Source organism: Marcopretia estuarina LEGE 06307 (genome assembly GCF_056633115.1).
The window spans coordinates 55,817-81,083 of sequence record NZ_JBSJOY010000001.1 but is presented as its reverse complement, the minus strand read 5'-3'; the positions used below and the strand labels follow the sequence as shown (position 1 = coordinate 81,083).

27 protein-coding genes and 1 tRNA gene are annotated in these 25,267 nt (G+C 66.2%); 17 read left to right on the top strand and 11 right to left on the bottom strand.

Annotated features, from left to right (window positions below; genetic code table 11):
* Positions 1 to 119: 119 nt before the first annotated feature.
* A complete protein-coding gene (locus ACWJI3_RS00380) occupies positions 120 to 722 on the bottom strand; it encodes a histidine phosphatase family protein (protein WP_255099653.1) in 603 nt (200 codons plus the stop codon).
* Between the two features lie 434 nt (positions 723 to 1,156).
* On the opposite strand from ACWJI3_RS00380, the gene ACWJI3_RS00375 reads away from it, so the two are divergent.
* Complete coding sequence (locus tag ACWJI3_RS00375; protein ID WP_480202449.1) at positions 1,157 to 2,248, top strand: glycosyltransferase family 4 protein; 1,092 nt, start codon at positions 1,157 to 1,159, stop codon at positions 2,246 to 2,248.
* Entirely contained in the window at positions 2,241 to 4,358 is a 2,118-nt protein-coding gene (locus ACWJI3_RS00370; protein ID WP_480202448.1) for an amylo-alpha-1,6-glucosidase, read from the top strand. Before ACWJI3_RS00375 ends, ACWJI3_RS00370 begins: the two co-directional genes overlap by 8 nt.
* 60 nt (positions 4,359 to 4,418) lie before the next feature.
* Here the strand turns inward: ACWJI3_RS00370 and ACWJI3_RS00365 are convergent, their stop codons facing one another.
* Positions 4,419 to 4,556: a hypothetical protein gene (locus tag ACWJI3_RS00365; protein WP_480202447.1), complete on the bottom strand. Its 138-nt coding sequence runs from the start codon at positions 4,554 to 4,556 to the stop codon at positions 4,419 to 4,421.
* 55 nt (positions 4,557 to 4,611) lie between these two features.
* Between ACWJI3_RS00365 and ACWJI3_RS00360 the strand changes: the two genes are divergently transcribed.
* The 3 genes from ACWJI3_RS00360 to ACWJI3_RS00350 all read left to right on the top strand — a co-directional run bounded on the left by ACWJI3_RS00360 (position 4,612) and on the right by ACWJI3_RS00350 (position 8,088).
* Positions 4,612 to 5,679 carry a substrate-binding periplasmic protein gene (locus ACWJI3_RS00360; RefSeq protein ID WP_480202446.1) on the top strand — a complete coding sequence of 356 codons (1,068 nt, stop codon included), beginning with the start codon at positions 4,612 to 4,614 and terminating at the stop codon, positions 5,677 to 5,679.
* A 656-nt stretch (positions 5,680 to 6,335) separates the two neighbouring features.
* The gene (locus ACWJI3_RS00355; protein ID WP_480202445.1) at positions 6,336 to 6,929 is read left to right on the top strand and encodes a hypothetical protein; all 594 of its coding nucleotides are present in this window, start codon (positions 6,336 to 6,338) and stop codon (positions 6,927 to 6,929) included.
* A 310-nt stretch (positions 6,930 to 7,239) separates the two neighbouring features.
* Complete coding sequence (locus ACWJI3_RS00350) at positions 7,240 to 8,088, top strand: shikimate dehydrogenase family protein (protein ID WP_255099658.1); 849 nt, start codon at positions 7,240 to 7,242, stop codon at positions 8,086 to 8,088.
* A 63-nt stretch (positions 8,089 to 8,151) separates the two neighbouring features.
* Here the strand turns inward: ACWJI3_RS00350 and ACWJI3_RS00345 are convergent, their stop codons facing one another.
* Positions 8,152 to 9,231, bottom strand: coding sequence for a DUF3616 domain-containing protein (locus ACWJI3_RS00345; protein WP_480202444.1), 1,080 nt, complete (start codon positions 9,229 to 9,231; stop codon positions 8,152 to 8,154).
* 846 nt (positions 9,232 to 10,077) lie between these two features.
* On the opposite strand from ACWJI3_RS00345, the gene ACWJI3_RS00340 reads away from it, so the two are divergent.
* Positions 10,078 to 10,608 carry an N-acetyltransferase family protein gene (locus tag ACWJI3_RS00340; RefSeq protein ID WP_480202443.1) on the top strand — a complete coding sequence of 177 codons (531 nt, stop codon included), beginning with the start codon at positions 10,078 to 10,080 and terminating at the stop codon, positions 10,606 to 10,608.
* A 53-nt stretch (positions 10,609 to 10,661) separates the two neighbouring features.
* On the opposite strand, the gene ACWJI3_RS00335 is transcribed toward ACWJI3_RS00340, so the two are convergent.
* A tRNA-Lys gene (locus tag ACWJI3_RS00335) sits at positions 10,662 to 10,733 on the bottom strand.
* 62 nt (positions 10,734 to 10,795) lie between these two features.
* On the opposite strand from ACWJI3_RS00335, the gene ACWJI3_RS00330 reads away from it, so the two are divergent.
* The 6 genes from ACWJI3_RS00330 (at position 10,796) to ACWJI3_RS00305 (ending at position 15,379) form a co-directional block, all read left to right on the top strand.
* Positions 10,796 to 11,347: a gamma carbonic anhydrase family protein gene (locus tag ACWJI3_RS00330; RefSeq protein WP_480202442.1), complete on the top strand. Its 552-nt coding sequence runs from the start codon at positions 10,796 to 10,798 to the stop codon at positions 11,345 to 11,347.
* Between the two features lie 36 nt (positions 11,348 to 11,383).
* Positions 11,384 to 11,506 (top strand): photosystem II protein Y, encoded by a 123-nt coding sequence (locus tag ACWJI3_RS00325; RefSeq protein WP_094510999.1) that lies wholly within the window; start codon positions 11,384 to 11,386, stop codon positions 11,504 to 11,506.
* Complete coding sequence (trmFO, locus tag ACWJI3_RS00320) at positions 11,506 to 12,900, top strand: FADH(2)-oxidizing methylenetetrahydrofolate--tRNA-(uracil(54)-C(5))-methyltransferase TrmFO (RefSeq protein WP_094511000.1); 1,395 nt, start codon at positions 11,506 to 11,508, stop codon at positions 12,898 to 12,900. The genes ACWJI3_RS00325 and trmFO overlap by 1 nt, the downstream gene beginning before the upstream one ends.
* A 24-nt stretch (positions 12,901 to 12,924) precedes the next feature.
* Positions 12,925 to 14,478: a carotenoid isomerase gene (crtH, locus tag ACWJI3_RS00315; RefSeq protein ID WP_480202441.1), complete on the top strand. Its 1,554-nt coding sequence runs from the start codon at positions 12,925 to 12,927 to the stop codon at positions 14,476 to 14,478.
* 64 nt (positions 14,479 to 14,542) lie between these two features.
* Entirely contained in the window at positions 14,543 to 14,782 is a 240-nt protein-coding gene (locus ACWJI3_RS00310) for a hypothetical protein (RefSeq protein ID WP_480202440.1), read from the top strand.
* A 21-nt stretch (positions 14,783 to 14,803) separates the two neighbouring features.
* The gene (locus tag ACWJI3_RS00305; RefSeq protein WP_480202439.1) at positions 14,804 to 15,379 is read left to right on the top strand and encodes a hypothetical protein; all 576 of its coding nucleotides are present in this window, start codon (positions 14,804 to 14,806) and stop codon (positions 15,377 to 15,379) included.
* A 46-nt stretch (positions 15,380 to 15,425) separates the two neighbouring features.
* Here ACWJI3_RS00305 and ACWJI3_RS00300 read toward each other — a convergent pair whose 3' ends face one another.
* The gene (locus ACWJI3_RS00300) at positions 15,426 to 16,157 is read right to left on the bottom strand and encodes a response regulator transcription factor (RefSeq protein ID WP_094511085.1); all 732 of its coding nucleotides are present in this window, start codon (positions 16,155 to 16,157) and stop codon (positions 15,426 to 15,428) included.
* Between the two features lie 184 nt (positions 16,158 to 16,341).
* Here ACWJI3_RS00300 and ACWJI3_RS00295 point away from each other — a divergent pair, with 184 nt between their 5' ends.
* On the top strand, positions 16,342 to 16,608 hold the full coding sequence (locus ACWJI3_RS00295; protein WP_094511003.1) for a DUF6761 family protein: 267 nt from the start codon (positions 16,342 to 16,344) through the stop codon (positions 16,606 to 16,608).
* Between the two features lie 210 nt (positions 16,609 to 16,818).
* On the opposite strand, the gene grxD is transcribed toward ACWJI3_RS00295, so the two are convergent.
* The 4 genes from grxD to ACWJI3_RS00275 all read right to left on the bottom strand — a co-directional run bounded on the left by grxD (position 16,819) and on the right by ACWJI3_RS00275 (position 18,840).
* Complete coding sequence (grxD, locus tag ACWJI3_RS00290) at positions 16,819 to 17,142, bottom strand: Grx4 family monothiol glutaredoxin (RefSeq protein ID WP_255099666.1); 324 nt, start codon at positions 17,140 to 17,142, stop codon at positions 16,819 to 16,821.
* A 132-nt stretch (positions 17,143 to 17,274) separates the two neighbouring features.
* Entirely contained in the window at positions 17,275 to 17,508 is a 234-nt protein-coding gene (locus ACWJI3_RS00285; protein WP_255099667.1) for a BolA family protein, read from the bottom strand.
* Positions 17,509 to 17,568: 60 nt separating this feature from the next.
* Positions 17,569 to 18,114 carry a hypothetical protein gene (locus tag ACWJI3_RS00280; RefSeq protein ID WP_094511006.1) on the bottom strand — a complete coding sequence of 182 codons (546 nt, stop codon included), beginning with the start codon at positions 18,112 to 18,114 and terminating at the stop codon, positions 17,569 to 17,571.
* Positions 18,115 to 18,141: 27 nt separating this feature from the next.
* Positions 18,142 to 18,840 (bottom strand): lysophospholipid acyltransferase family protein, encoded by a 699-nt coding sequence (locus tag ACWJI3_RS00275; protein ID WP_233132845.1) that lies wholly within the window; start codon positions 18,838 to 18,840, stop codon positions 18,142 to 18,144.
* A 231-nt stretch (positions 18,841 to 19,071) separates the two neighbouring features.
* Here ACWJI3_RS00275 and ACWJI3_RS00270 point away from each other — a divergent pair, with 231 nt between their 5' ends.
* Both ACWJI3_RS00270 and ACWJI3_RS00265 read left to right on the top strand, forming a co-directional pair.
* On the top strand, positions 19,072 to 19,821 hold the full coding sequence (locus ACWJI3_RS00270; protein WP_480202438.1) for a pyridoxine 5'-phosphate synthase: 750 nt from the start codon (positions 19,072 to 19,074) through the stop codon (positions 19,819 to 19,821).
* Positions 19,818 to 20,150 (top strand): MgPME-cyclase complex family protein, encoded by a 333-nt coding sequence (locus ACWJI3_RS00265; RefSeq protein WP_480202437.1) that lies wholly within the window; start codon positions 19,818 to 19,820, stop codon positions 20,148 to 20,150. The genes ACWJI3_RS00270 and ACWJI3_RS00265 overlap by 4 nt, the downstream gene beginning before the upstream one ends.
* A 136-nt stretch (positions 20,151 to 20,286) precedes the next feature.
* On the opposite strand, the gene ACWJI3_RS00260 is transcribed toward ACWJI3_RS00265, so the two are convergent.
* Both ACWJI3_RS00260 and ACWJI3_RS00255 read right to left on the bottom strand, forming a co-directional pair.
* A complete protein-coding gene (locus ACWJI3_RS00260) occupies positions 20,287 to 20,472 on the bottom strand; it encodes a hypothetical protein (protein ID WP_144036940.1) in 186 nt (61 codons plus the stop codon).
* Positions 20,473 to 20,712: 240 nt separating this feature from the next.
* Positions 20,713 to 21,072 (bottom strand): hypothetical protein, encoded by a 360-nt coding sequence (locus ACWJI3_RS00255; RefSeq protein ID WP_480202436.1) that lies wholly within the window; start codon positions 21,070 to 21,072, stop codon positions 20,713 to 20,715.
* Between the two features lie 111 nt (positions 21,073 to 21,183).
* Between ACWJI3_RS00255 and ACWJI3_RS00250 the strand changes: the two genes are divergently transcribed.
* Together ACWJI3_RS00250 and ACWJI3_RS00245 are read left to right on the top strand one after the other, a co-directional pair.
* Positions 21,184 to 21,840, top strand: coding sequence for a metallophosphoesterase (locus tag ACWJI3_RS00250; protein WP_480202435.1), 657 nt, complete (start codon positions 21,184 to 21,186; stop codon positions 21,838 to 21,840).
* 19 nt (positions 21,841 to 21,859) lie between these two features.
* Positions 21,860 to 25,261 carry an exodeoxyribonuclease V subunit gamma gene (locus tag ACWJI3_RS00245; protein ID WP_480202434.1) on the top strand — a complete coding sequence of 1,134 codons (3,402 nt, stop codon included), beginning with the start codon at positions 21,860 to 21,862 and terminating at the stop codon, positions 25,259 to 25,261.
* Positions 25,262 to 25,267: the final 6 nt, after the last annotated feature.

The following is a 25,267-nucleotide window of genomic DNA, read 5'->3' as shown; positions in this document are numbered from 1 at the left end:
TGAGACACCGGTGGAGGCCACGCCGAGACAGGCGCAGTGGCTCAATCATGAAAGGGCGGTGCACGCCTGAGCGCGGATGCTGTTGATTGTCAACGCAGCGCCTGAAGCACCTGGGGAGTTCACGTGGTGAGTGACAGCGTTGCGGCGTTCCAACAGCCCAGTGCCGGCTCACCGGCATACCGGGAGAGGATCGAAAGCGTGGCAGTGTCGAGCAGAAAATGGCTGCCATGGCTCGGTGGCAGCCCGATCCAGCGCGCCGCCAGCACCCGCAACAGATGGCCATGGGCGAACACAGCCACCTTGCCGCCATGCGCACGCACCCGCTCAATCACCCGATCAGCGCGCGCGCCGATCTGCGCCGGACTCTCGCCCTCAGGACAACCATCCCGGAACACCATCCAGCCGGGGGCCATGCACTGAATCTCAGCGGAGGTGATCCCCTCATAGGCGCCGTAATTCCATTCGCGCAGGTCAGGGTCAACTGTGGCTTGCGCCGCCAGGCCCGCCAACTCACAGGTGCGCCGGGCCCGCTGCAGCGGACTCACCAGCACCAGCTCCACACCCAGACCAGCCAGCAGCGGCGCCAAAGCACGAGCCGCCCGCTCGCCATTGGCCGTCAGGGGGATGTCGGTGTTGCCGGTGTGGCGGCCCGACAGGCTCCACTCCGTTTCGCCGTGGCGGATCAGCAGCACCTCACCAGCAGACAGTGATCGTGTTGCCATGGGTGGAAGCTGCGGCCTTGGAAAGTGTTGCCTGAAGCTGGCTCGCAGGCAAGGGTGGCGAGCAGCGGCACTCTCAAGATTCGTTCAGGTTGCTCAACAGATGTCACCCACTGCCGAACACAGGAAGCTGACTGCGGAGCGTGAGCACCCAAGATTCCAGCGGGCATTCAGATCAACAGCACCAACGATGGATGGATGGAAAGCACAATCGATGACGGTGCTTTACAGCTCTTGTTTCCACAACGACGGAGTAGCCGATGACACAACTCCACGGATGGGAAAGAACATGAAATCAGCACACCGGACGCACTGATCCTGTTGTCGCTTTGCTCATCGTCATCGGGATTGTGTAGGAGCCCCTGCACGGCTGCAGCAGATATGCGGTAAGCCAGTGCGGTGCGAGTGGCGTGGGTATGGTCTGGATGAGTGGACCAATGAAGGATGCAGGCACAGATATGCGAATTGCCCAGATTTCAACCCTCCACGAAAGAGTTCCACCCATTGGTTACGGGGGCACCGAACGGGTGGTGCACTATCTCACCGAAGAGCTGGTGAGGCGTGGCCATGAGGTGGTGCTGTTTGCCAGTGGTGACTCCCTGACCAGCGCTCAACTCTGCCCCTGTGTGCCGAAGGCCTTGCGGCTTGGCGGCCCAATGGGGGATCCCAGCGTGCACAACATGATCCAGCTTGATCATGTGATTGAACAGCTCGACAGCTTTGATGTGCTTCATTTTCACAATGGACACTTTCACTTCCCCATCGGTAATCTGCTGGGTGTTCCCCACTTGAGCACCATTCACGGGCCACTGCATGCACCGGAGCAGAAGATGCTCTACAACCACTTCAATCAGGTGCCGTTGGTATCGATTTCAGAAACCCAGCGCCTGCCCGTGCCTGCTGCCAACTGGCTCGGAACCGTGTACCACGGTCTCCCCAACGACCTCTACCGCTACGAAGCCACACCGGAGCCCTATCTGGTGTTTGTGGGCCGTATTTCACCCGAAAAACGACTGGACCGTGCCATCGCCATCGCCACGGCCGTGGGCATGCCGCTGAAGGTGGCAGCGAAGATCGATCCGGTGGATGAACCATATTTTCAAGCTCAGATTGAACCGCTGCTGCGGAACAATCCCCTGGTGGAGCTGGTTGGAGAGGTGGATGATGCGGGCAAACAGGATCTGCTGGGAAATGCCTTCGCCTTGCTGTTTCCCATCGATTGGCCTGAGCCCTTCGGCCTTGTGATGATTGAGGCCAATGCCTGCGGCACTCCGGTGATAGCCTGGCGCAATGGATCAACACCTGAAGTGATCCGGGAAGGGGTGAATGGCTTCCTCGTGGATTCTATCGAGGAGGCCATTGCTGCGGTGCATCAGGTGGAGCAGCTGGATCGCTCGAGGGTACGCAGCCACTTCGAGGTGTGCTTCTCGGTGAGCCGCCAAGCGGAAGACTATGAACAGCTCTACCGGCACCTGATCCAAGCCCGGCGCTGCCAGAGTCCCGCTCACCGCCTGTCGGTGCATGCCTGAACCGCTCCCTCCCTTCGTTCTAAAGAACGAGGAAACCTTCGCCGTTCTGGATTCACGCGGCGAGATCTGCCCCGAACTTCAGCATGATGCCGGCATCTTCCACCGCGGCACCCGGCACATCAGCCGGCTGCAGGTCTTGCTGTGGAACCAATCACCGATGGTGCTGAGCTCCACGGAGCTTGGCGCCATGGGCGTGATGGTGAGCCATCTCGCCAACAACGATGGCGGCAACACCGGTTCAGCTGCGATGAGCATCCACCTGGAACGCAGCACCGTGCTCACAGCCACGGCCTGCCTGCAACAATTCAGCTTCACCAGCTATGAAGGCCGGCCGGTGAAGATGCCGCTCACCCTGCGGCTGGATGCGGACTTCCGCGACATCTTTGAGGTGCGGGGCTATCACCGGCCGCAGCGCGGCCGCACAGTGCGCCGCGGCAGCCACGGTGCTCTGGAGCTCGTCTACAGGGGCCTTGATGGGGAGGATCGGGTCACGGTGCTGCGCATGAGCGAGCCGATTGAGAACGTCAATGCCGAAGACATCGGACTGGTGCTGACACTGGAGCCCAGGCAGAGCTTCCGGCTGTTCCTGGTGCTGGACTTCCATCCCGCTGCTGAAGCAATGGGTGCAGAAGATCATTACAACGCCGCGATGTCCGCCACGATTCAGCGTTTCCGCGAGGCCCGCCGCAGCGCCGCCTCTGTAGTCAGCGACAATCCGGCCTTCAACAGTTGGTTGCTGCGCTCGTTCTCAGATGTGCACCTGTTGGCCAGCCAGGTGGAAGACGGCCTCTACCCCTATGCCGGCGTGCCCTGGTTCAGCTGTCCGTTCGGTCGAGATGGCCTGATCACAGCGCGCCAGATGCTGATGGTGGAGCCGCGTCTGGCCCGGGGTGTGCTGGGCTTTCTGGCACGGCGGCAGGCCCTGGTGGTGGATCCCGCCCACGACGAGGAACCCGGCAAGATCCTGCACGAATCGCGGCTGGGTGAAATGGCTGCGCTGGGTGAGGTGCCATTCTCCAGTTATTACGGTGCCGTGGATTCCACGCCGCTGTTTCTGATGCTGGCGGGGGATTACCTTTGCCGCAGTGATGATCGCGATTTCATCGCTGGCCTGTTACCTGAGCTGGAAGCGGCCATGGCCTGGATCCACAGGGCCGAAGCCAGCAGCAGCGACGGCTTCCTGCGCTACCTGCGCGCCGCCGCCGGCGGGTTGAGCAATCAGGGCTGGAAGGATTCAAACGATTCCATTCACCACGCCGATGGCCACCTGGCGGAGGGGTCCATCGCTCTGTGCGAGGTGCAGGCCTATGCCTATGGGGCTCGCCGCGCATTGGCCAGGATCTATCAATGCCTGGGCCGCAGCGGTGAAGCGGAAGTGCTGAGAGATGAAGCCGCTGCCTTGCGCCAACGCTTTCATACCGCTTTCTGGACGCCAGCGATTGATTCCTACGCCCTCGCTCTCGACGGCGAGAGCAGGCCTTGCATGGTGCGTGCCTCCAATGCCGGCCACTGCCTGTGGACGGGAATCGCCACTCCGGAAGCAGCCGCGGCGGTGGCGAGGCACTTGATGGCCCCCACCAGCTTCAACGGCTGGGGAGTGCGCACCTTGGATGAACGGGAGAGGCGCTACAACCCGATGAGTTATCACAACGGGTCCGTATGGCCCCATGACAACGCCCTGATCGGCATGGGTCTGGCGCACTATGGGCACCGCTCCGAAGCACTGCGCATCCTCACCGGCCTGTTTGAAACCGCCAGTGCCGTGCCGATGTTCCGCCTGCCGGAGCTGTTCTGCGGATTTCAGCGCCGTGAAGAGGAAGGGCCTACCCTCTACCCAGTGGCGTGCAGCCCCCAGGCCTGGGCCAGCGCCAGTGTGTTCGGCCTGCTGGAGGCGGTCACCGGCATGTCGATCGAGCGTGAAGACGGCAGCAACAGGGTGCAGGTGCGCTTGCGCAACCCCTGCCTGCCGAAGGGGCTGAATCTACTGGACATCAACGGATTGCGGCTCGGGGAAGAAGAGATCAATCTGCAGTTCCACCGCAGCGAGCATGATGTGGGGGTGCTGGTGCGCAGCCGCACACCAGGCGTGGATGTGGTGATCATGAAGTGATGGAAAATGCCCGCTTGCGATGGGCATGGACATAGCTGCAGAGTTGCACTGCAGTCGTCCTCAATGGAGCGGCCCATCAAGGACGCCTTCGACACCAGCCGAGGCGGCATCTTCCACACCCTGAGCTGGTGTGGCGTAGCAGCCTTGGCATAATGCGCTGATGGCAAGGCAGCACATCTTCAGCAGAAACTCAACCATCAGGGGTTCGGTGGCGGGGCTGGGAACAGCCCTCCTGCTGGCGGTCGGGTCAGTCTTGCCGGCAGGTGCCGTGGAACCGGTGCTGCGGGTCGGGGTCGTGGATGGCGCACCACCGTGCAGCTACCGCGATGCAGGCGCCTGGCGGGGTCTGGCCATCGATCTGTGGAACCGAATCGCCACCCGTGAACAATTGCCCTACGTGGTGTCGGAGTGGCCGTCCGTGCGGGAGATGTTGGAAGCCACCCGTCGGGGAAGCCTGGATGTGGCGGTGGGCTGCATCAACGTGTCGCCGGATCGCCTGGAAAGGTATCGCTTCAGTCTGCCGTTCCAGGAAGATGGGCTGGCAGTGATGGTGGTGCAGAGCCGGCTGGATCTTGGGCGCTCCTTCCTGACGGCCTTGCTGACACCCACACTGCTGCAATTGCTGGGCGGTTATCTACTGGCGATCGGTGTGCTGTCACTCCTGACCTGGCGCGTGGAGCAGTACGGCCAGCAAGCTCAGACGCTCAGCGACGGACACCTGCGCAGCTTCAGCAAGGTGTTCCAGATTCTTGCCACCGGGCCGGGGAGTAACACCCTGGTGAGCACCACCCGGGGCCATGGTGTCGTGCTGATGGCCTACATGGTGCGCATTGTCTCGGCGTCGTTGCTGGTGGGTTATCTCACGGTGAATGTGGCACAGGAGGTACAGGGAAGCGCCGGTGGGAGCATCCGCTCGGAAGAAGATCTGCGTGGGCTGCGGGTGGGGGTGCGGCAGGGCACTGTCAGCGAAAGCCTATTGAAAGAGCTGAATACAGGCGGCACCGCAGCCAAGATTTCAATCGTGCCACTGACCAACATTCGAGCCGGCCTGGATCTACTCGTGACCCGGCGCATTGATGCCCTGCTTGGCGATAATCTGCAGCTGAGCTACTTGCTGGTTCATTCGAAGGCGAAAGGCATTGTGCCGAGCTTGGCCCTGCAGGGGATCCGCCCGGAATCTCAGGCCTTCGCCTTTGCGCCAGGCCTGCCGGAGGCCACGGCAGAGCGCATCGATCAATCCATCAGCGAATTGAAACGCAGCGGGCTGGTGAGCAACATGCGCCAGCAAGCCACTGAGCCTGGCTCAACGCAGGGGCGATAATCTGGCGCCGGCGGGCTATGTGTCGCGGATGCGAACTGCGCCCTTGCCTTGTAGAAAAATCAACTGGTTAGGCACAACAGGGGACTGCCGCTTGAAAGTGATCAAGACCTGCCAGCTGAAGGCAAAGCCGTCAATCAGCTTCGACGTACTCTCCAGTGACTGACACTCCAAGGCCTCGATTGGGGCCTGGCTCCAACCCCCTGGCAAGCCGGTAACGTCTGGCAGGGGCTCGCCAGCAAGATCGATCGTTCCAGAGTTCACCTTGCTTGCCACGTGCCTCATCCCGTGTTGCACGAACGATTCCGTATTCGTGCATGCCATGTGGATCTCACCTATCCGTTCGTGCTGAGCTGGAGCCTGCTTGAGGTACTGACTTGTGGATGTCTTTGATGGAAAAGGCTTGACTCATACCATCGCCAATGTTCTTGCAGGCGCGCCATATAATTTCTACATTTGACTCCCATTCCATGGCCCTTCAGTGTCCGAATTGCCGAAGTCGATCCGTTCGATTGGACAGAAGCCTTGCCGGGCGCTCTGTTTGCGCTGTCTGTGGTGTGCCGATGCGTCAAGAGCAACAAAGGGAAAACCGGCAACGGTCCCAGTCCATCCAGGCCTTGTCTGTGAAATGGAGGTGGAACGCTTCGCCGCAAACTCTCATGGCCTGGTTAGGCGTGGCTGCATTGCTTGGATCCTATGCCTATCTGGCTTCAAACCCACGAGCACTTCACCAATGGCTCGCTCCCTACAGCCCATCCACGAGGAATTCCTGGTGGCTTCAGACACCAGCAGATGTGGAGGTGCTGATCGGCAAAGCACAAGCCGGCGATCAGGAGATGGTTGCTCCGACTGTTCACGCCAATATCCGCGAGCTGATTGCTCGCCTTCAAGCCAAAGGAGTTCGCGTGCTGATCAGCGGCAATGTGACGGATGGTGCTGCCGGAGTCTGGGACCCAGGAGTGGCAGAAGTCAGAATCAAGCCTTCAGCAGTTGCACTGGGAAGCAACATTCTGGTTGAGATCCTTGCCCACGAATCCGCCCATGTTGCGCAGTCCTGCAGAGCTGGTGGTCTTGGCAGAAATAGTGAACCCATGGGAATCCAGGTGTTTCCAGCAGAGAGGTTTAAAGACCAACTGAATTCACCTCTATACCGAGGCCATGTGCCCACAAAGGTCATTGAGCTTGAGGCCTTCACGGTGGGCACCAATCCTCCATGGGCCATCAAATTGCTGGATCATTACTGCAAGGGGTAATGCAAAGAACTCCTTTGAAGTGATTGACCAGCAAGACGCTCCACCCCCACCCGCCCCCTAAGCGGCAGCAATCGCCGACAGCGGCGAATGCACGACTGGAAACGATCAGCACCTAACGGGCGACCTGATTGCAACGGATGGGCAAATGGTTAGTTCCAATCCAGCGTGGCGCGGGCTTCGATGGGCAACCTCCACAGTCCATTGCCATGGTCAAAGCAATGGATTGTTTTCCCAGGCCGATGTCACCTTGTTGCCAGCATGGAACCGTTCTGGCCAACGCTGCGAGGCTGGAGCTTGCAGCACCGCCGCCATGATCCCTCCCCAGAAGCAGATGACCGGCATGCTCGGCCACCCGGTGGCGGAGAACCCGATTGATCTGATGTTTGACGCGGTGTATGCCCACTACGGCTTGAACTGGCAGTTCTGGAAGAACGACATCGCCAACGAATTGGATCTGGCCCTGGCGGTGAAGGCGCTGGTGCCCCTCGGTTACCGCGGCGTGGGCATCACCGTGCCCTACAAGGTGGCGGTGATGCCGTTGCTTGATGCTGTCGATGCCGATGTGCAGGCCATCGGCGCCGCCAACTACCTCACGATCGAAGAGGGCCGCCTGATCGGCCACAACAACGACGGCAAGGGAGTAGTGAAGGCGATCGAAAAGGTGGCGCCACTGGCGGGGCAACGGGTGGTGATGCTGGGAGCCGGTGGTGCCGGTCGGGCGATGGCGGTGGAGCTGGCCTGGGCTGGCGCCTCCCATCTCACCCTGGTCACACGGCGGCAGGAGCAGGGCGAAGAGGTGGCCCACACCGTCACCCGCGCCTCCGGGGTGCCGGCGGTGTGGCAGCCCTGGCAGGGAGAGGTGGCCGTGCCGGCGGGCACCACCCTGTTGATGAATGCCACCCACCTGGGTTGTGCGCCCGAGCTGGAGCCCATCCCTGTGCAATGGGACACGGTCGATCCCGGCTGCGTGGTGGTGGATGTGATCACCAACCCCCGCATCACACCGTTCCTGGCCACAGCGCGTGGGCGGGGCTGCCCGGTGGTGGATGGCGTGGAGATGCTGGTGCAGCTCGCTATGCAGATCTTCGAGCGCTGGACCGGCCTGCCCCCGGAAGAGGAGGTATTCCAGCGAGCGGTGGCTGCTGCGCTGGGTGAGTAAGGAAGAATCCAAAAGGAAGGAGAAGAGATTCAAGCGACGCCCGAACGCAGCATCCAGTTCGCCTCACTCCGGCACCACAAACCCCTCAAGCCGGGTGCACAGGCCTGGACCTTCGCCGCGCGCCACCGTGGGGTCGTCGTAGGCCACCCAGGCGAGCAGATGGCCGTCGCGGCGTTGCACGTCGAGGCCTTCCGGCTTGTCGCTGCCCTGATTCGGCCGACCAGGGAGGCCATCACGGATCCACAGCAGCGGCTCCGGCTGCTCCACCGTCAGGCCAGGGGTCGGGGCGGAGTCGTCAGGGCGGAGGGCGTTGCGCCAGCGGTAGATGTAACAAGGGCCCGCCAGGGTCATGGTCGGGCCGGCCAGCACCAGCACGTCGTCACTGCCGGGCACCACGGCCAGATCCCGCACCGCCAGGCCGCTGAGCTGAAGATGGCGGCAGCGCCAGCGCTCAAGGCTGAGGGTGGGGCCGTCGCCATCGAGCCCACCCAGCCGCAGGTCAACCACCAGGGCGATGCCCCGCAACACCGGACCGCGCAACCCGACCAACACCCGATCGCCGCGGGCGGCGATGCCTTCGATGTCGAGGCCGTTGTCCTTGCTGGGAATCATCAGAAACGGGGCGAGCCGCGGATCAGTCGCCAGAGCCGACGTGAGGGCATCGCGCGGAGCGGCCGGATCGAACGCCAAACGCTGACCTGTCACAGGCCGGCCCTCGCTATCCAGCTGCAGGCAGCCGAGCACATGGGCGTTGAGGCTCTGCTTGTCATGCAGGCCCAGCGGTTCACCCTTGTCGTCGTCGTGCTTCCGGCGCCGCAGGCTGTGGGAACCCACCAGCCAGAGCCGATCCGCATCGAGCGACAGTCCCTCGATGTCCGATTCGCCGCTGTCTTTCCCACCAGCCAGGCCAAAATCCTTGAGCTTCACCTCGCAAAGCTCGCCGTAGCGGTGCTCATCCAGGCGCTTCAGCCGGTAAAGGCTGCGGCCTTCATCTCCGCCCAGCCAGAGGATCCCATTGCAGGAGGCCAGAGCGGAGAGATTCTGCTGCAGATCTTCTGTCTTCTTGTCACCGGAAAGGCCCAGCTCAAGCAGGCGCTGCTGGCTCGAGTCGGCCAGGGGCAGGTCACTTTCAGAACGATGCATCGGTGGGGATGGAGACAACAGGCATGCCGCAGCTTTGACTCAGAGGGAAGGCGACCAGACGTTCCATGGGTGTGTCAGGCCCATGACGGCAAAAGGGCCACTTCGGTGACCTGGAGCGATCGGAATCGCCAGGAGTTGCGGGGTGCTGAGCCGTGGCAACTGACAACAGTCCTGTCCCGCGGGACCATCCACTCCAACAGGCTGCTTCCACGACGGGAACGGTGCGAAGGTAGCGCAACTGAGGAAGAAAGGACGAAGCGGTGGCAGGTCAAGACCGCCACGAAGCGAGCTCAAGCGATGGGCGATCGATACCAGCGAGGTAACAGCGCCGGATCTCCACACTGTCAGCCCCATGGGTGCCAGGGCGGGTCGTTCCCGGTCAGCAAAGGAGGGCAACGATTCGCCGGCCTGGCGCATGCAGAGACAACGCCCCGATCCCATAGGGCTGCTGATCCAAAAGGAAACGCAGCGCATGTCCTGGCTCATTCCCGTGCGTCTCTATAGCTTCTTCCGAGGATCGGCTCAATGCTGAATCGAGCAGCGTGATCCTGCAGCAACACCTGCACGCTGTGGTGAAGGCCGCGAAGCGGTGTAACCGCCGCCATGCTGTGCGCAAGCTTTGTTTTGCACCAATCCACGGGCAACTTGCCCGTCGGTGACGACCCGGATTGTGGTGCGTGATCAGACCCTCCCTCTGGACAGGCACGCTGGGACGTCCTGCCAGCTGGCTGACCATCGGGCGATGGGTATTGCTGATCCTCACGCGATTGGTCTCGCTGATGTCCGATGCCATGGGCGGTGGCGAGCAGCGCCAAGCAGCCAGCGCCAGGATGCATTGGCTCTTCCGTGCAGCTGCTCCCGGTGGCGTTCCCGCTGCAGATCCGCCCGTTTGAAGCACCCGACTGGCCAGCGGTGTGGGAGCTGCTGGAGCCGGTGTTCCGCGCCGGTGACACCTTCCCCCATGACCCGGCCATCACAGAGGCTCAGGCCCGCGCGTCATGGCTGGAGCAGACCCAGTCGGTGATGGTGGCCGCAGAGGCGGCTGGGTCGTTGGTGGGCACCTACTACATCAAGCCCAATACGCTCTGCCTCGGCGCCCATGTGGCCAATGCCGGCTATGTGGTGGCGCAGCGCTGCCGCCGCCAGGGCATGGGCACGCACCTCTGCCAGCACTCGCTGCAGACGGCCCGGCGCCTGGGCTACCGGGCCATGCAGTTCAACCTGGTGGTGAGCACGAACCTCGCTGGGATCAGCTGTTGGCAGACCAACGGCTTCCATGTCGTCGGCATCCTGCCCGGGGCCTTTCGACACAAGCGGCTGGGCGATGTGGACGCCCTGGTGATGTTCCAGACCCTGACGGAGGAAGCACCTCCATGACAGGAAGCCTGAGGCCGGCCTTGAAGAAGCCTGGGGGCCGTTTTGAAAGGGTATGGGTCGCCTGAGATTCGAACTCAGGACCAATCGGTTAAAAGCCGAGTGCTCTACCGCTGAGCTAGCGACCCGCCCAACTGGGCACCAAGGGAACGTATCACAGGGAGAATGAGCGCTGTTGGCGCCCCGTTCCGTGCCCCAAGCCCCCTGGCCTGAGCCCTCCGTGCACCCCGAAGCCTGGGTGGCGCCGGAGGCGGTGGTGATCGGGGATGTGCAACTGGCGGCAGGCGCGAGCGTGTGGCCGATGGCCGTGCTGCGAGCAGATCTTGCCCCGATCCGGGTGGGAGAGAACAGCAACGTGCAGGACGGTGCCGTGCTGCACGGCGATCCGGGCCAGGGGGTCTGGATCGGCGAGGAGGTGACTGTGGGCCACCGGGCGGTGGTGCATGGCGCCACGCTCAAAGACGGCTGCCTGGTAGGCATCGGCGCCGTGGTGCTGAACGGGGTCACGGTGGGGGAGGGAGCCCTGGTGGCCGCCGGGGCGGTGGTCACCAAAGATGTGCCGCCTCGCACCCTGATGGCCGGGGTGCCGGCCCAGGCGCGCCGCACGCTGAGCGACGCCGAAGCTGCCGAACAGCGTCAGCACGCCCGCCGTTACCGCAGCCTCGCCGATGCCCATGCCGGGCGCGGGCCGATTGCTGAGAAATGGCTCAACCACCCCGATCCGAACGAAGCCGGCGCCTGAGCTCCGTAAGATTCACCCACACTTCGCCCCTTCCCGATGGACGCTCGGCTCCTGCTGGTTGCTACCCCGATCCTGCTGGCCGTGGGCTGGGCCGTGTTCAACATCGGCCGTGCGGCAGTCGGCCAGCTGCAACTCATGCTCAAGCGTTCCCGCGCCTGATGGTCTGGGTGATCGGTGCCGGCCTGGCCGGTACTGAAGCGGCCTGGCAGATTGCCCGTGCGGGGGTTCCCGTGCGGGTGATTGAAATGCGGCCGGTGCGCCGCTCGCCGGCCCACCACAGCGCCGAGTGCGGTGAGCTGGTGTGCAGCAACAGCTTCGGCGCCCTCTCGGCCGACCGGGCTGCGGGCCTGCTGCAGCAGGAGTTGCGCCAGCTCGGTTCCTTGGTGATCGGCACCGCCGACAGCCATGCCGTGCCCGCCGGTGGGGCCCTGGCGGTCGACCGCGGCCGCTTCAGCGGCGCACTCACCGCGGCGCTGGAAGCCCATCCCCTGATCACCCTGGAGCGCAGCGAGCAGCTGGTGTTGCCGCCGCCCGGGGAGATCGCCGTGCTGGCCACCGGTCCGCTCACCAGTGAACCGCTGGCAGAGGATCTGCTGCGCTTCACCGGCCGCGCCTCCTGTCACTTCTTCGATGCCGCCAGCCCGATCGTGGAGGGCGAGGGCATTGACATGGCCGTGGCCTTCCGCGCCAGCCGCTACGACAAAGGCGACGCTGACTACATCAACTGCCCGATGAACAAGGAGCAGTACCTCGCTTTCCGTGAGGCACTGCTGAGCGCCGAGCAGGCCGAACTGAAGGATTTCGAGCAGGAAAGCGCCCACTTCTTTGAAGGCTGCCTGCCGATCGAGGAGCTGGCCCGCCGCGGCGAAGACACCATGCGCTACGGGCCGCTCAAGCCGATCGGCCTGTGGGATCCCCGCTGGGGCGACCTCTACGACGCCGATGTGCGTCGAGCCCGGCGGGCCTACGCCGTGGTACAGCTGCGCCAGGAAGACCGGGACGGCCAGCTCTGGAACCTGGTGGGCTTTCAGACCAATCTCAAGTGGGGCGAGCAGAAGCGGGTGCTGCGCATGATCCCGGGCCTGGAAAACGCCAGCTTCGTGCGCTTCGGCGTGATGCACCGCAACACCTTCCTGGAAGCGCCCCAGCTGCTTGATGCCACCCTGCAGTTCCGCCAGCGCCCCAGCCTGCTGGCGGCCGGGCAGATCACCGGCACCGAGGGCTATGCGGCGGCGGTGGCCGGCGGCTGGCTCGCCGGCACCAACGCCGCCCGGCTGGCCTTGGGCCAGGCACCGATCTGCCTGCCCGCCACCACCATGGCCGGCGCCCTCACCCACTTCATCGCCACCGCGCCCAGCGAGCGCTTCCAGCCGATGCCGCCCAATTTCGGCCTGATGCCGGAGCTGCCGGAGCGCATCCGCGACAAACGCCGCCGCTACGGCGCTTACCGCGACCGCGCCCTGGCGGATCTCGCCCCCTTCACGGCACCATCCTCAGCGGCGTGCATGGCAGATCCGGCCGTCACTCCCGGGGCCGACCTGGCGCTTGCCTAGCCTCGGCGCACCGGCAACATCCCCGTGCAGCAGACGAGCGTCAACACCTCCCCGGTGGCGGGCGGCGAGGCCTTGGATGCGGTGGTGATCGGCTCCGGCATCGGCGGGCTGGTGACGGCCAGCCAGCTGGCGGCCAAGGGGGCGAAGGTGCTGGTGCTGGAGCGCTACCTGATCCCGGGGGGCTCCGGCGGCAGCTTTCGGCGCGAGGGCTACACCTTCGATGTGGGCGCCTCGATGATCTTCGGCTTCGGCGAGAAGGGGCACACCAACCTGCTGACCCGCGCTCTGGCGGATGTGGGCGAACGACAGGACACCATCCCCGATCCTGCCCAGCTCGAGTACCACCTGCCCGGCGGTCTCAACGTGGCCGTCGATCGCGACTACGACAGCTTCATCGCCCGGCTCACGGCCCTGTTTCCGCACGAAGCCACCGGCATCCGCGCCTTCTACGACACCTGCTGGCAGGTGTTCCGCTGCCTCGATGCCATGCCGCTCCTCTCCCTGGAGGATCCGGCCTATCTGGCCAAGGTGTTCTTCAGAGCGCCCCTGGCCTGCCTGGGCCTGGCCCGCTGGCTGCCGGTGAACGTGGGCGATGTGGCGCGCCGGCACATCAGCGATCCGGCCCTGCTCAAGTTCATCGACATGGAGTGCTTCTGCTGGTCAGTGATGCCGGCCGATCGCACGCCGATGATCAATGCCGGCATGGTGTTCTCCGATCGCCATGCCGGCGGCATCAACTACCCCCGCGGTGGTGTCGGCACGATCGCCGAGCACCTGGTGCGCGGGCTGGAGCGCCACGGCGGCGCCATCCGCTACCGCAGCAGGGTCACCAGGGTGGTGCTGGAGGGCGGCCAGGCGGTGGGGGTGGAGCTGGCCGGCGGTGAAACGATCCGCGCCCGGCGGGTGATCTCCAATGCCACCCGCTGGGACACCTTCGGCAGCCTGGTCGACGACGCCCACACACCGGCTGCGGAAACGGTCTGGCGGCGGCGCTACAAACCCTCGGCGTCGTTCCTCTCGCTTCACCTGGGCGTGAAGGCGGAGGTGATTCCGGCGGGCAGCCATTGCCACCACCTGCTGCTGGAGCGCTGGGAGGAGATGGAGGCGGAGCAGGGCACGGTGTTCGTCTCGATTCCCACCCTGCTGGATCCGGCCCTGGCGCCGCCTGGCCACCACATCGTCCACGCCTTCACCCCATCGGCGATTGACACCTGGAAAGAGCTGGGGCCCACGGCCTACGCGCAGGCCAAGCAGGCCGCCGCCGATCGCCTCATCCGCCGCCTGGAAACCTTCCTGCCAGGCCTTGGCGCAGCCATCACCCACCGAGAGGTGGGCACACCCCGCAGCCACCGCCGCTTCCTGGGCCGGCATCAGGGCAGCTATGGCCCGATTCCGGCGCTGCTGCTGCCAGGTCTGCTGCCGATGCCGTTCAACCGCACCGGTATTCCGGGGCTCTATTGCGTGGGCGATTCCTGCTTCCCCGGCCAGGGGCTCAACGCCGTGGCCTTCAGCGGCTTCGCCTGCGCGCACCGGGTCGGCGCCGATCTGGGCCTCAACCCCTGGGCACTGCCGGACTGACGCCACAGGCCCGCGCCCCGCTGCCTAAGATTGTTTCAATTCACAACAACTCTTGATGTCAGCCATGCCCAACCCCAGCTCCGAGGAGCTGGCGCGCTATCTGGAGCAGCAGGGCATGCTCACCAAACCGTGGCTGCTCATGCAGCTGCGGCTCAGCAAGCTCAGGGAGGAAAAAGACTCCATGACCACCGACGAGTACATCCAACGGGTGCAGGACGCCCACACCGATCTGATGCGGATCGGCGCCTTCTGGAAGGGCCAGGAGCGGCAGGTGTTCGGCGCCGGCGGCGGCCAGGCGGCCTGATCGCCCTCAGGACGACCGCTGTTGAACCGCTCCCCACATCGCCCTTCGATGCAACCCCCCGCCGCGCCTGCCGGCAGCACGCTGCACTGCTATCCGCTGGCGCCGCTGATCCGTTTCACCCTGCTGGCGCTTTACCTCGCCCTGGTGTTGCCCCTGCCGGTGATGGCACCGCCAGGCCTGCGCCCCTTCTGCCTGGTGGCCGTGCCGCTGGGCTTTCTGCTGGTGAGTGCACTGCTGAGCGAACAGGTGCAGCTCGATGGCGAGGGGGTGCGCGTCACCTATCCCGCCTGGTGCCGCTGGTGGCTGCGTCGTGGCTGGAGTCTGCGCTGGGAGCAGATCCACGGCCTGATGCCGATCGGCACCAGCCAGGGCGGCACTGTGTACTACCTCAAGGGGCCCGGCACCAGCCGCTACCTCCTGCCCCAGCGGGTGGCCCGGTTCCCGGAGTTCCTCGAGCAGGTGCAGCAGGCCACCGGCCTCAAGCTGACCGGCGTGGGCAGGATCACCCCTCCCTGGACCTACTGGACCCTGGCAGGCCTGAGCGTGGCCATGCTGCTCGGTGAAGCCGCGGCCTTCGCGCTCAGCATCAGGATCTGAGCACGCCAAGCTGGAGCTCCAGCCTGAACGCCCGTGCCCTGAGCGCTCAGTTGGCGCTGGTGGGTTGGCGCAGTGGTGTGGTGGGAGCCTGCGGCATGTCGTTGGCTTCCGGCAGGGTTTCCAGGCTGAAGCGATAGCCCTGCTGACGCACAGTTTCAATGCCACCGCCTTCGCCAAGGCCGGCCAGCTCCAGCTTGCGGCGCAGGGTGAGCACCTGGGTGTCCACCGAGCGGGGGCCACCGCTGAACGGGGGCCAGGCCATCCGCAGCAGCTCCTGGCGGCTGCGCACCATGCCGGGTGGCATCAGCAGGGCGCAGAGCAGGGCGAACTCGCGCGGGCTCAGCTCCACCGGTTGGTCGTGAAGGGTGACCTGACGAAGCAGCAGATGCACCTCCAGCGGCCCCACGCACACCCGCTCCTGCAGGCCGTTGCCACTGCGCCTGAGCAGGCTGCGGCTGCGGGCCGCCAGCTCCTCGAGGCCGAAGGGCTTGCGCAGGACGTCGTCGGCGCCGGCATCCAGCAGGGACACCACCGGATCGGCGCCGGTGCGGGCGGTGAGCACCATCACCGGACAGCGCAGGTGGGCCGCCAGGCGCAGGGCCGAGCTTTCCTCCAGCAGTTCGGCGCTCACCAGCAGATCGGGCATCTGGTCTTCGCAGAGCTGCAGCGCCTCGCTGGCCGTGGCCACCGCGGCGGCCAGGTGGCCGTCCTGGCGAAGGCGCTGGGCCAGCACCGTGCGCAGGGTGGGGTGGGGGTCCACCACCAGGATGCGTTTCAGAGCACTGGTTGCGGGTCCGCGGCGATCAACGCCAACCGATCCCTCAGCCTTTGCTGGGTTTGGATTCTGATTGGGCGTGAGTTCCACTCGCGACCGCGTATGCGCGCCTAGGCTAACTGGAGAGGGAGAAGGTCACTGGTGACACTGGCTGTGCTGGCGACCGGCTCCCGCCTCCGCTCTCCCCATGACCGCGCTCCAGAACCCCGAAGCCATCCGTCACTTTCAGTCACTCTGCGACGCCTGCCAAGACCTGGCCAGCCGTTTCCATAGCCAGAGTGAGCTGCGGCTTTACGCCGACGGCTACCTGCACGCCCTGCGGCGCACCGCCATCCTCGATCCGCTCTCGCAGCGTCGCCTGGAGGAGCTCACTGACCGCTGGATCATGGACCCCTCCGCTTTCGTGGGGCCCAACGGTGACATGAGCACGCTGTTCAAAAACAGCCGCAACTGAGCGCTTCTCTGAGCCTGCAACGAAGCCGCTGCGGCAGCAAGTCTCTTGACAGGGAGCGGGCCGCACCCCCAATGCTGGCACTGGCCAAGCCCGCTGTCACCCGCGCGGGATCCAGTCGGCGCTCCAGCCAGAAAACGTGAAACTCACGCAGCCTGCGCGAAGCCAAAACCTCGGCTCATGGCTTCGATGGGCCCGCTTGCAGGCTCAGGCTCAGGACGCCAGCGCCACGGCGAGTTTTTCGCGCAGTTCGCCGGAGTTGTACATCTCGATGAGGATGTCGGAGCCGCCGATGAATTCCCCGTTCACGTACACCTGAGGAATGGTGGGCCAATCAGAGAATTCCTTGATGCCTTGGCGCACCTCGGGATCAGAGAGCACATCGAAGGTTTCAAACGAAACCCCAAGTGCATTGAGAATCTGGACCACGTTGTTGGAGAAGCCGCATTGGGGCATGAGCTTGTTGCCCTTCATGAACACCACCACGGGTGCGCTGCTGACGAGGGCTTCAAGGCGTTGCTGCGTGGCGGTTTCCATGGAAGTGCGGGGGGTTGAAAAGAAAGGAGACAGTGGAGCGGGGATCTGGCGTAACGCTCTGTGGATGTCGCGGCCAACGCCGATCAGGCAGGGCTAGGGCGGCTGAGAGCAGCGGCGCCCGGCCAGGTGCGGTCAGGCCGGCGCGGAGGTCTGCAGCGCCAGGGCGTGAATGGCTTCACTGGCCAGCTCGCTGCGCAGGGCTCCGTACACCAGCTGGTGCTGGCGGATGCGGCTGAGCCCCTCGAAGGCTGCAGAAACCACCTTCACCTGCAGGTGGTCGCCACCGCCGGTGAGATCTTCCACTTCCACCTCAGCGTCCGGGAGGGATCCCTGGATCGCTGCTCTGACCTGATCCGGTAACACCATGAAGAGTCGGTCGTGGCCTGTGGCGGAAATCTAGAAGTGGGAGCAGCGGATCCGCCGACTTCAGCGCGGAGCTGCAGGGGCTTCAGCGCCCGCCGCATACGGAGTGACGGCGAAACCGAGCTCGAGCAGGCTCTGATAGGCCTTGCGGCCCTCTTCGCGCGCCGGGGTCATCACCTTCACCACTTCCACCAGCAGGGGCACGGCCACTTCCGGCTGGCCCTGGCGGCGCAACAGCGCCGCCAGCCGCAGGTTGGACTGGGCGTAGATCTCGAGGGCCTCCCGGGCCTTCTGATCCATCTCGCGCGGGATACGGGCATCAAGGCCGCGGAAGGAGCCGCTCAGATCGCGGTAGAAACCAAGCAGGCGGCGGCTGGCATCACGGGCAAGGTCATAGTCCTTGCGGGCGCTGGTGAGATCCCCACGGGCCACGGCGGCATCGCCACGGGTGAGAAATCCCTTCACTGCCGCGAGATTGAAGCCGGATCCTGATCCTTCCAGCACTTTCGGGGGTTCTTCCTGCGTCTGGGCCTGAACGGGCTGGGTGGCACCGAGGGGCAGAAGAGCAAGTGCCAGGGCAAGCCCAAGGGCGACGTGGGGCCGACGCACGGCTGCTTCACAAAAGGCGGCCGAACTCTAGGCGCCTGGCATCGGCCGACCCACTGCAACGCGGGCCGCTTCCTCAGCTGATTGCATCGCCACCGCCAGCTGGGCATTGAGGCCCTTGACGGAAGCACGGCTCTGGTTCTGCACCGTGAGCGGGGCCTCGAAACACACCGCTGCCTCATCCCGACGCAGCCCCCGGCCATGCCCGTAGGCGATTCCCACCGGCACCACGTTCACGGCCACCCCTTGCCCTGCCGCCAGCCCCGCCAGCCGGGCCAGTCCCTGATGAAGACGGATCGGGCCGTCCTCACGGCGGATGTGCCCCTCGGGGAACACCACCAGTTGCTGGCCGGCCGCCAGCAGATCCACCGCGTACCGCAGCGGCGTGGTGCCAGGACGGCTCTGGTCCACCGGGAAACAACCGAGGCGGTGCAGGAACCAACCCTGCAAACCCTGCATTTCCGTGCGGGTCACCATGAAGCGGCAGTCGCGGCCGGTGACGCGCCGGCCGGCCGCATGGGGCAGCACCAGGGCATCCCAGCGGGCCCGGTGCGTGGGAGCCAGCAGCACGGCGCCCTCTCCGGGCAGGTGCTGGCGGCCCAGCACGTGAATGCGGCGAAACTGGAAGGGCAAGGCCAGATCCTGGGTGACAGCCATGGCCAGGGGCGCCAGCCAGGGGCTGATGCCGTTGCAGAGTCGCCGCTCGCGGCGGATCAACGCTGGAGTCACAGCCGCAGGTGTGGCTCCATCAGGCGTGGGCGCTGCAGGGGCTGGCGGGCAGGCCGCGCTCTCCGGCTCGATCTGCTGCTGCGACTGCGCTGTCACCGCCCACCGCTGAAGGTGCCTGCAAGCTAAGAGTCACAGCTGCGCAGCGCCGAAGGGCACGGGCAGTTGCCGCTGCGGCCAGAGAACAGTGGCCTGGGGGCGATCCATAGGATCCAGGAACCTCCCGGTTTTGCCATGGCCAGCCTTGGCGTCAACATCGATCACATCGCCAATGTGCGCCAGGCCCGCCGTGCGCTGGAACCCGATCCCGTGACCATGGCCCTGCTGGCGGAGCTGGGTGGCGCTGACGGCATCACCGTGCACCTGCGGGAAGACCAGCGGCACATCCAGCCGCGGGATCTGGAACTGCTGCGCGCCACCGTGCGCTCACGCCTCAACCTGGAGATGGCCGCCACGGCGGAGATGGAGGCGATCGCCCTGCGCATCCGTCCGGACATGGTGACGCTGGTACCCGAAAAACGGGAGGAAGTGACCACCGAGGGCGGACTCGATGTGCGGGCCCAGGCCGCCAGCCTGGGGCCTCTGGTGGGCCGGTTGCAGGCGGCGGGGATTCCCGTGAGCCTGTTCGTCGACCCCGACAACGCCCAGCTGGAGGCCAGTGCCGCCAGTGGCGCCCGTTGGGTGGAACTTCACACCGGCGCCTACGCCGAGGCCAGCTGGAGCGAACAGCCCCTGGAGCTGGCACGCCTCACCGAAGGCAGCCACGTGGCCCGCAGCCTGGGGCTGCGGGTGAATGCCGGGCACGGGCTCACGTATCAGAACGTGGAGCCGGTAGCGGCCATCGAAGGGATGGAGGAGCTGAACATCGGCCACACGATCGTGGCCCGCGCCCTGGCGGTGGGCCTGCAGGAAGCGGTCCGCCAGATGAAGGCGCTGGTTCAGAATCCACGCCGCGATCCCCTGTTCGGCTCGATCGATCCATGACCCTGCCTGCGCCCCTCACCTATCACTTCGTTGCCGCCAGCGAAGCGTTTCTGACCGTGGAGGAGCCGCTGGAGGAAGTGCTGCGCGAACGCCGTCGCCACTACGCCGAGCGCAACCAGCCGATCGACTTCTGGCTCGTGTCGCGGCCTGCCTTTCTGGAGGCCGCTGAACTGCAGACCGTGGGCAGCAGCGTGCCCAGACCGGCGGCCGCGGTGGTGTCCACCGACCCGAAATTCATCGAATTCCTCAAATTGAGGCTGGAATTCGTGGCGAAGGGCAGCTTCCTGGCTCCTTCGGCCACCATCGCCGACCCGTTGGCCACCACCTGAGCAGGGCGGAGGCACTTGCCACAGCCCGGGCGGATCAGCCTGGGCGACGTGCAGTGATTGTTGTGGTGTGTTTGTGTTGAGCCCCGCTGGTGCGGGGCAGCAGGGGCTCAGCCCCGACAGATCGGGGCCTTCCTGCTCAGCTGCGGCGCAGTGGGGCTTTGGTCTTGTGCTGCACCCAACCGGCAAGGTGGTGGTGCTGGCGGGAATCCAGGGCAGCGTCGGCAAGCCAACGATCCCGGAGGCACTCCAGATCGTCGGGATGGAGTTCTCCGTTCTCCTGCCAGTGGAGGTTGGTGGGAGTCAAGTGTTGGATCGCTGTCATGGCTTGGCTGCCCACTTTGTCAGCTGAAGTGGTGGCAACGGCCGAAAAATGAAGCCGATCTCCTGTAAAGAATCGGTAGATCCTGTGGAGCGTTGATCGCTTGGTGCGGAACTTCAGCGCGGATCGTGCGCGCGGCGGACCCCATTGGCGCGAAATGTGTAGCAAATGTGTCCGCAGCAGAGGTGTTTGCGGCGGAGGTGTCTGCGGCAAAGGAAGCCCATGGCCGCGCCGGCACCACCCTCAGAACAGGCCGAAGAAGCGCTTGCGCTTCTCGCCCTCGGTGCCCTCCGGGGTGGGCGGCTTTGGCGACGGCGCCTGCGGGGTGGGCCGCACATCCTGCTGGTACCGCGGGCGGTTGTCGCCGATCGTGAGCAAAGCCTCCTTGTTCTTCCACCAGATCCAGTCGCGGATCGGCGGAGTGGAGAGCAGCTCCTCGCGGGTGAGGCCGAGGCCGAGCTTGGCGGAGGCTCCCAGCAACACCTCGATCATTTCGTCCCCGTCCTGGCAGCGCGCCAGGGCCTCGTTGGTGCGTTTGGCGCCATTCAGCGCCTTCACCAGCGCCTTCACCTTCTGGGACGGGGGGAGGGAGGCTGGATTCATGGGCCCGCAACGACGCCTGCCGGACCGTATCAGCGCCTGCAGGCGGTTGCTGCCGGGGGGGCTGACAGATTCACGCGCGCCGGGCGAGACTGTCGTTAACGCATTCTTTGCATGCTTCCCCCTTCGCAGCCTTCCCGTCACTGGGTGATCGGTGACGTGCATGGCTGCGCCGATGCCCTGCAGTCGCTGCTGGAACGCCTGCCCACCGGCGATCGCCTCGTGCTGTGCGGCGATGTGATCAACCGCGGCCCCCACATCGAGCGGGCCATGCAGCTGGCCTGGAGTCTCGTGCAGGAAGGCCGCGCCGTATGGCTGCGCGGCAACCACGAGCAGCGGCTGCTCGATTTGCTGCGCCGTGGCAGTTGGCTGCGCAACCCCGCCCTGGCCGGCTGTGAAACCTACCGCCAGCTGGGGGATTCCCGCTGCCGCCTGTGGCAGGAGCGCCTCGACACCCTGCCGCTCACCTACGCAGCCGAAGGCTGGGTTGCCACCCACGCCGGCTTCAACCCCCACACCTGGGCGCCGGATCTGAGCATCCGCCTGCCCTTCTGGCAGGCCTACGACGGCCGCTTCGGCGATGTGGTGATCGGTCACACGCCGGCCCCAACGGTGCGTCGCCTCAACCGCATCGTGATGATCGACACCGGCGCCTGCTACGGCGGCACCCTCACCGCCTATTGCCCCGAGAGCGGCGCCAGCATCTCCGTGCCTGGCACGGGCTATCCGCAGCGGGCTCGGGCAGGCCAGGCCGCGCTCGGCTCCTTCTGACCAGCCCAGCGGCGGCGCCGTGCTGAGCGTTTTCCGCAGCAACCGCGCTGAACAGCTGGCCGCCCTGCTGGCGCTCCAGCTGCTGCACGACCCCCCCGGTCCTTTCGAAACCGTGCGGGTGGTGGTGAACACCTGGCCCACCAGCCGCTGGCTGGGCGAGCAGCTGGCACTGGAACTCGGTGGTATCGCCGCCAACCTGCGCTTTCCCTTTCTCACCAGCGAGCTGCGCCAGACCGTGGACGGCCTGCTGGGCGAAGGCGCCGCAGACAGTGATCCGTGGCGGGCCACCGAGCTGGTCTGGCCGCTGCTGGAGCTGCTCCCCGCGCTCGCCGCCGGCCCCGACGCCTCCCTGCTGGCCCACTGGCTGGAGCAGCGCGGCCATGGCCAGCAGCCGGCCCTCGATCTGCCCCTGTGGCAACTGGGCCGGGCGATCGCCGACAGCTTCGACGACCTCAGCCTCTACCGGCCGGCGATGGTGGCCGCCTGGTGCCGCGGCCATGACCACAACGACCGCGGCCAACCGCTGCCGGCCGATCAGCTCTGGCAACCGCGCCTGTTCCGCCAGCTGCAGGAGCGGCTGAGCCGGCCGCCCTTCGGCCTCAAGGTGCTCACGGCGATCGAGCGGCTGCGCCACGGCACCGCCTGCCTCGATGGGCTCCAGGGTCCGCTGCGGCTGTTCGGCCTGAGCAGTGCCGCTCCGGTGCAGGTGCACCTGCTGCAGGCGCTCGCCTCCGTGGTGCCGGTGGATCTCTACCTGCTCACCCCCTGCCGCGATCTCTGGCAGCGCTGCAGCGACCGGCGCCGCAGCCTCGATGTGGCGATCGAGCTGGCCGATCCCCACGACCTCGACTGGCTGGCGCGCACACCCGGACTCGAAGCCCGCTTCGGGCGGCTCGGCGGCGAATTCCAGCAACTGCTGGAGGGCACCGGCGACACCCAGCTGGCCGCCGAGGAAACCCGCGATCTCTTCGTTCTGCCGGCCAGTGGCGCCGAGCACCAGGGGCGGCGGCCGCCCAGCTTGCTGGAGCAGCTGCAGCAGCAGCTGGTGGAGGCGGAGGCCTGGCCCACCCTGACGCTGGCGCCCGGGGACCACTCGCTGGAGTTCCACCCCTGCCCGGGGCGGCTGCGCCAGGTGCAGATCGTGCGCGACCGGTTGCTGCAGCTGCTGGCCGCGGATCCCAGCCTCGAACCACGCCACATCCTGGTGATGACCCCCCAGGTGGAGCAGCTGGCGCCGTTGCTGGGCTCGGTGTTCGGCGACAGCGGCGCCACCGGTGTGACCCTCCCCTGGCGGCTCACCGACCGCAGCCAGCAGGGGGACGCCAGCATCGGCGGGGCCCTGCTGCAGCTGCTGCGCCTGGGGGGAGAGCGGCTCACCGCCTCAGCGCTGGAGGCGCTGCTGGAGAACGGCGCCCTGCAGACCCACTTCGATCTGGAAGCCGATGAACCGGCCGCCCTGAATGCCGCGCTGCAGGCCGCAGGCTTCCGCTGGGGCCTCGATGGCGCCGCCCGCGGCGGTGATCCCACCCACAGCCTGCGCTGGGCCATCGACCGGTTGCTGCTGGGCCAGGTGCTGGCCGATCAACCGGGCGTGGCCGTGGGGCTGACCGCCCCGCAGGCGCTGGGGGGCAGCGTGGAGCGCCAGGCGCGCTGGATCCGGCTGCTCATCGAGGTGCAGCGCGTGCTGGAGGGCCTGGGCCGACCGCGCAGCGCCGTCGCCTGGGGCAGCCACCTGGCCGCCCTGCTGCCGGAGCTGTTCGGCGAGGGAGGGGAGCGGGCCTGGGAGCTGCAGGCGATTCGTGCCGCCATCGCCGAGTGGCAAGGCAGCGCCGCCCGCTGCCCGCTGCCGATCAGCGCTCCCGTGGTGGCCGCCGTGCTGGAGGAGCGCCTCTCCAGCGACAGCGGCCGCTTCGGCCATCGCAGCGGCGCCCTCACAATCAGCGCCCTGGAACCGATGCGGGCCATTCCCCACCGGGTGATCGTGCTGATGGGCCTCGATGCCGATGTGTTTCCACGGCAACGGCAGCGACCCGGCTTCGACCTGATGGAACGGGAACGGCGGCTTGGTGACCCCAGTCCCGCCGACCAGGACCGCTACGTGTTGATGGAGGCGTTGCTGTCGGCCCGCGACCACCTGCTGATCGCCTGGACCAGCCGCGAGGAGCGCAAAGGGGAAGAGATGCCACCGGCCACCGCCGTGCGCCAGTGGCTGGAGCTGCTGAAGGCGGAGCTGGGGGAGCCGGTGGCGCAGCAGCTGGTGGTCAGCCATGCCGCCAACCCGCTGGAGCGGGTCAACTTCCTCGCCACGGGCGAGCGGCCACCGGCCAGCTGCGACCGGCGGCAGCTGCTGGCACGCCAGCAGCTCGATGGCGCCGCGGCGGTGGCGCCGGCCTGGCCGTTGGCCCTGCAGGAGCAGGCCGACCAACCCTTCGGCGTTGGGGCGGAGGCGCGGGCCGGCGGCGTTGCTGGCGTGAGCGAGGCCGAGCTGGATCCCTGGAGCGACCTGCGCGACTGGCTGCTGGCGCCCCAGGCCCAGTGGCTGAAGGAGCTGGGGCTGCGGCCCAGGGAGTGGGTGGAGCCGCTCGATGACCTCGAAGCACTCGAACTCGACGAACGGCAGCGGGCCTGGCTGCTGCGTCAGGAGCACGAGCGGCAGGCCGCCGCGCGGCCGGCGGCACCAGAAGCGGGGCTGTCGGCCGCGCAGAGCACCCCCCTGCCCGCCCCCGACTGGCGCCACCTGGCGCAGGGGCGTGGCGTGCTGCCGCCGCTCAGTGCCGGAGCCCTGGAAGTGCAGACCCTGACGGGCCGCTGGGTCACGCTGCAGCAGTTGCTGGCAGGCCTGGGCGAGCCACAACCCCTGGCGCTGCGCTGGCAGCAAGGCGAGGAGGACGCGGCTACGCAAGCCCTGGCCGCCGAGCTGGTGGCCCACGGCAGCACGCTGGTGCAGGTGCGGCTCGGAAATCCCCGCCCCTGCGACCGCCTCGGCCTGTGGCTGGAGCTGCTGTTGGCCACCGCGGCCGGTGCCGCCCCCAGGGAAGCCCGCCTGATCGCCCGCGACAAGGAGGCCTTCAAGGTGGTGGGCGTCTGGGCGGCTCCCACGCAGGAGGAAGCGGCGGAGCAGCTCAACGCCCTGCTCCGCTGGCGCCAGGAGCACCGCCTGCGCTGTTGGCCGGTGCCACCGGCCATGGGCTACGCCTACGCGCTGGCGGAACGGAAAAAACCCGGCAGTGGTGCCAGCGCCGCCAGCAGCGCCTGGGAAGGGGGGCTGTTCGCCATGGCGGAACGGGAGGAGGCACCGCTGGCGCTGGCCTTCGGTAGGGGCACGCCCGCCACCGACCTGCTGGCCGGACGCTTCGGCGATCTCTGCGGCCTGGCGCTGGCACTGTGGACCCCGCTGCTGGACGCGCAGGTGCAGCCGTGAGCCAGC

Excerpts from the sequence above, each read along its gene's own strand:
- ACWJI3_RS00295 (WP_094511003.1), top strand. The coding sequence starts at position 16,342 with ATGACCGCGCTCCAGAACCCCGAAGCCATCCGTCACTTTCAGTCACTC.
- ACWJI3_RS00380 (WP_255099653.1), bottom strand. The coding sequence starts at position 722 with ATGGCAACACGATCACTGTCTGCTGGTGAGGTGCTGCTGATCCGCCAC.
- trmFO (WP_094511000.1), top strand. The coding sequence starts at position 11,506 with ATGGTCTGGGTGATCGGTGCCGGCCTGGCCGGTACTGAAGCGGCCTGG.
- ACWJI3_RS00350 (WP_255099658.1), top strand. The coding sequence starts at position 7,240 with ATGATCCCTCCCCAGAAGCAGATGACCGGCATGCTCGGCCACCCGGTG.
- ACWJI3_RS00270 (WP_480202438.1), top strand. The coding sequence starts at position 19,072 with ATGGCCAGCCTTGGCGTCAACATCGATCACATCGCCAATGTGCGCCAG.
- ACWJI3_RS00370 (WP_480202448.1), top strand. The coding sequence starts at position 2,241 with ATGCCTGAACCGCTCCCTCCCTTCGTTCTAAAGAACGAGGAAACCTTC.
- grxD (WP_255099666.1), bottom strand. The coding sequence starts at position 17,142 with ATGGAAACCGCCACGCAGCAACGCCTTGAAGCCCTCGTCAGCAGCGCA.
- ACWJI3_RS00365 (WP_480202447.1), bottom strand. The coding sequence starts at position 4,556 with ATGGTTGAGTTTCTGCTGAAGATGTGCTGCCTTGCCATCAGCGCATTA.
- ACWJI3_RS00255 (WP_480202436.1), bottom strand. The coding sequence starts at position 21,072 with ATGAATCCAGCCTCCCTCCCCCCGTCCCAGAAGGTGAAGGCGCTGGTG.
- ACWJI3_RS00325 (WP_094510999.1), top strand. The coding sequence starts at position 11,384 with ATGGACGCTCGGCTCCTGCTGGTTGCTACCCCGATCCTGCTGGCCGTG.
- ACWJI3_RS00260 (WP_144036940.1), bottom strand. The coding sequence starts at position 20,472 with ATGACAGCGATCCAACACTTGACTCCCACCAACCTCCACTGGCAGGAG.
- ACWJI3_RS00285 (WP_255099667.1), bottom strand. The coding sequence starts at position 17,508 with ATGGTGTTACCGGATCAGGTCAGAGCAGCGATCCAGGGATCCCTCCCG.
- ACWJI3_RS00265 (WP_480202437.1), top strand. The coding sequence starts at position 19,818 with ATGACCCTGCCTGCGCCCCTCACCTATCACTTCGTTGCCGCCAGCGAA.
- ACWJI3_RS00355 (WP_480202445.1), top strand. The coding sequence starts at position 6,336 with ATGGCCTGGTTAGGCGTGGCTGCATTGCTTGGATCCTATGCCTATCTG.
- ACWJI3_RS00310 (WP_480202440.1), top strand. The coding sequence starts at position 14,543 with ATGCCCAACCCCAGCTCCGAGGAGCTGGCGCGCTATCTGGAGCAGCAG.
- ACWJI3_RS00375 (WP_480202449.1), top strand. The coding sequence starts at position 1,157 with ATGAAGGATGCAGGCACAGATATGCGAATTGCCCAGATTTCAACCCTC.
- ACWJI3_RS00345 (WP_480202444.1), bottom strand. The coding sequence starts at position 9,231 with ATGCATCGTTCTGAAAGTGACCTGCCCCTGGCCGACTCGAGCCAGCAG.
- ACWJI3_RS00250 (WP_480202435.1), top strand. The coding sequence starts at position 21,184 with ATGCTTCCCCCTTCGCAGCCTTCCCGTCACTGGGTGATCGGTGACGTG.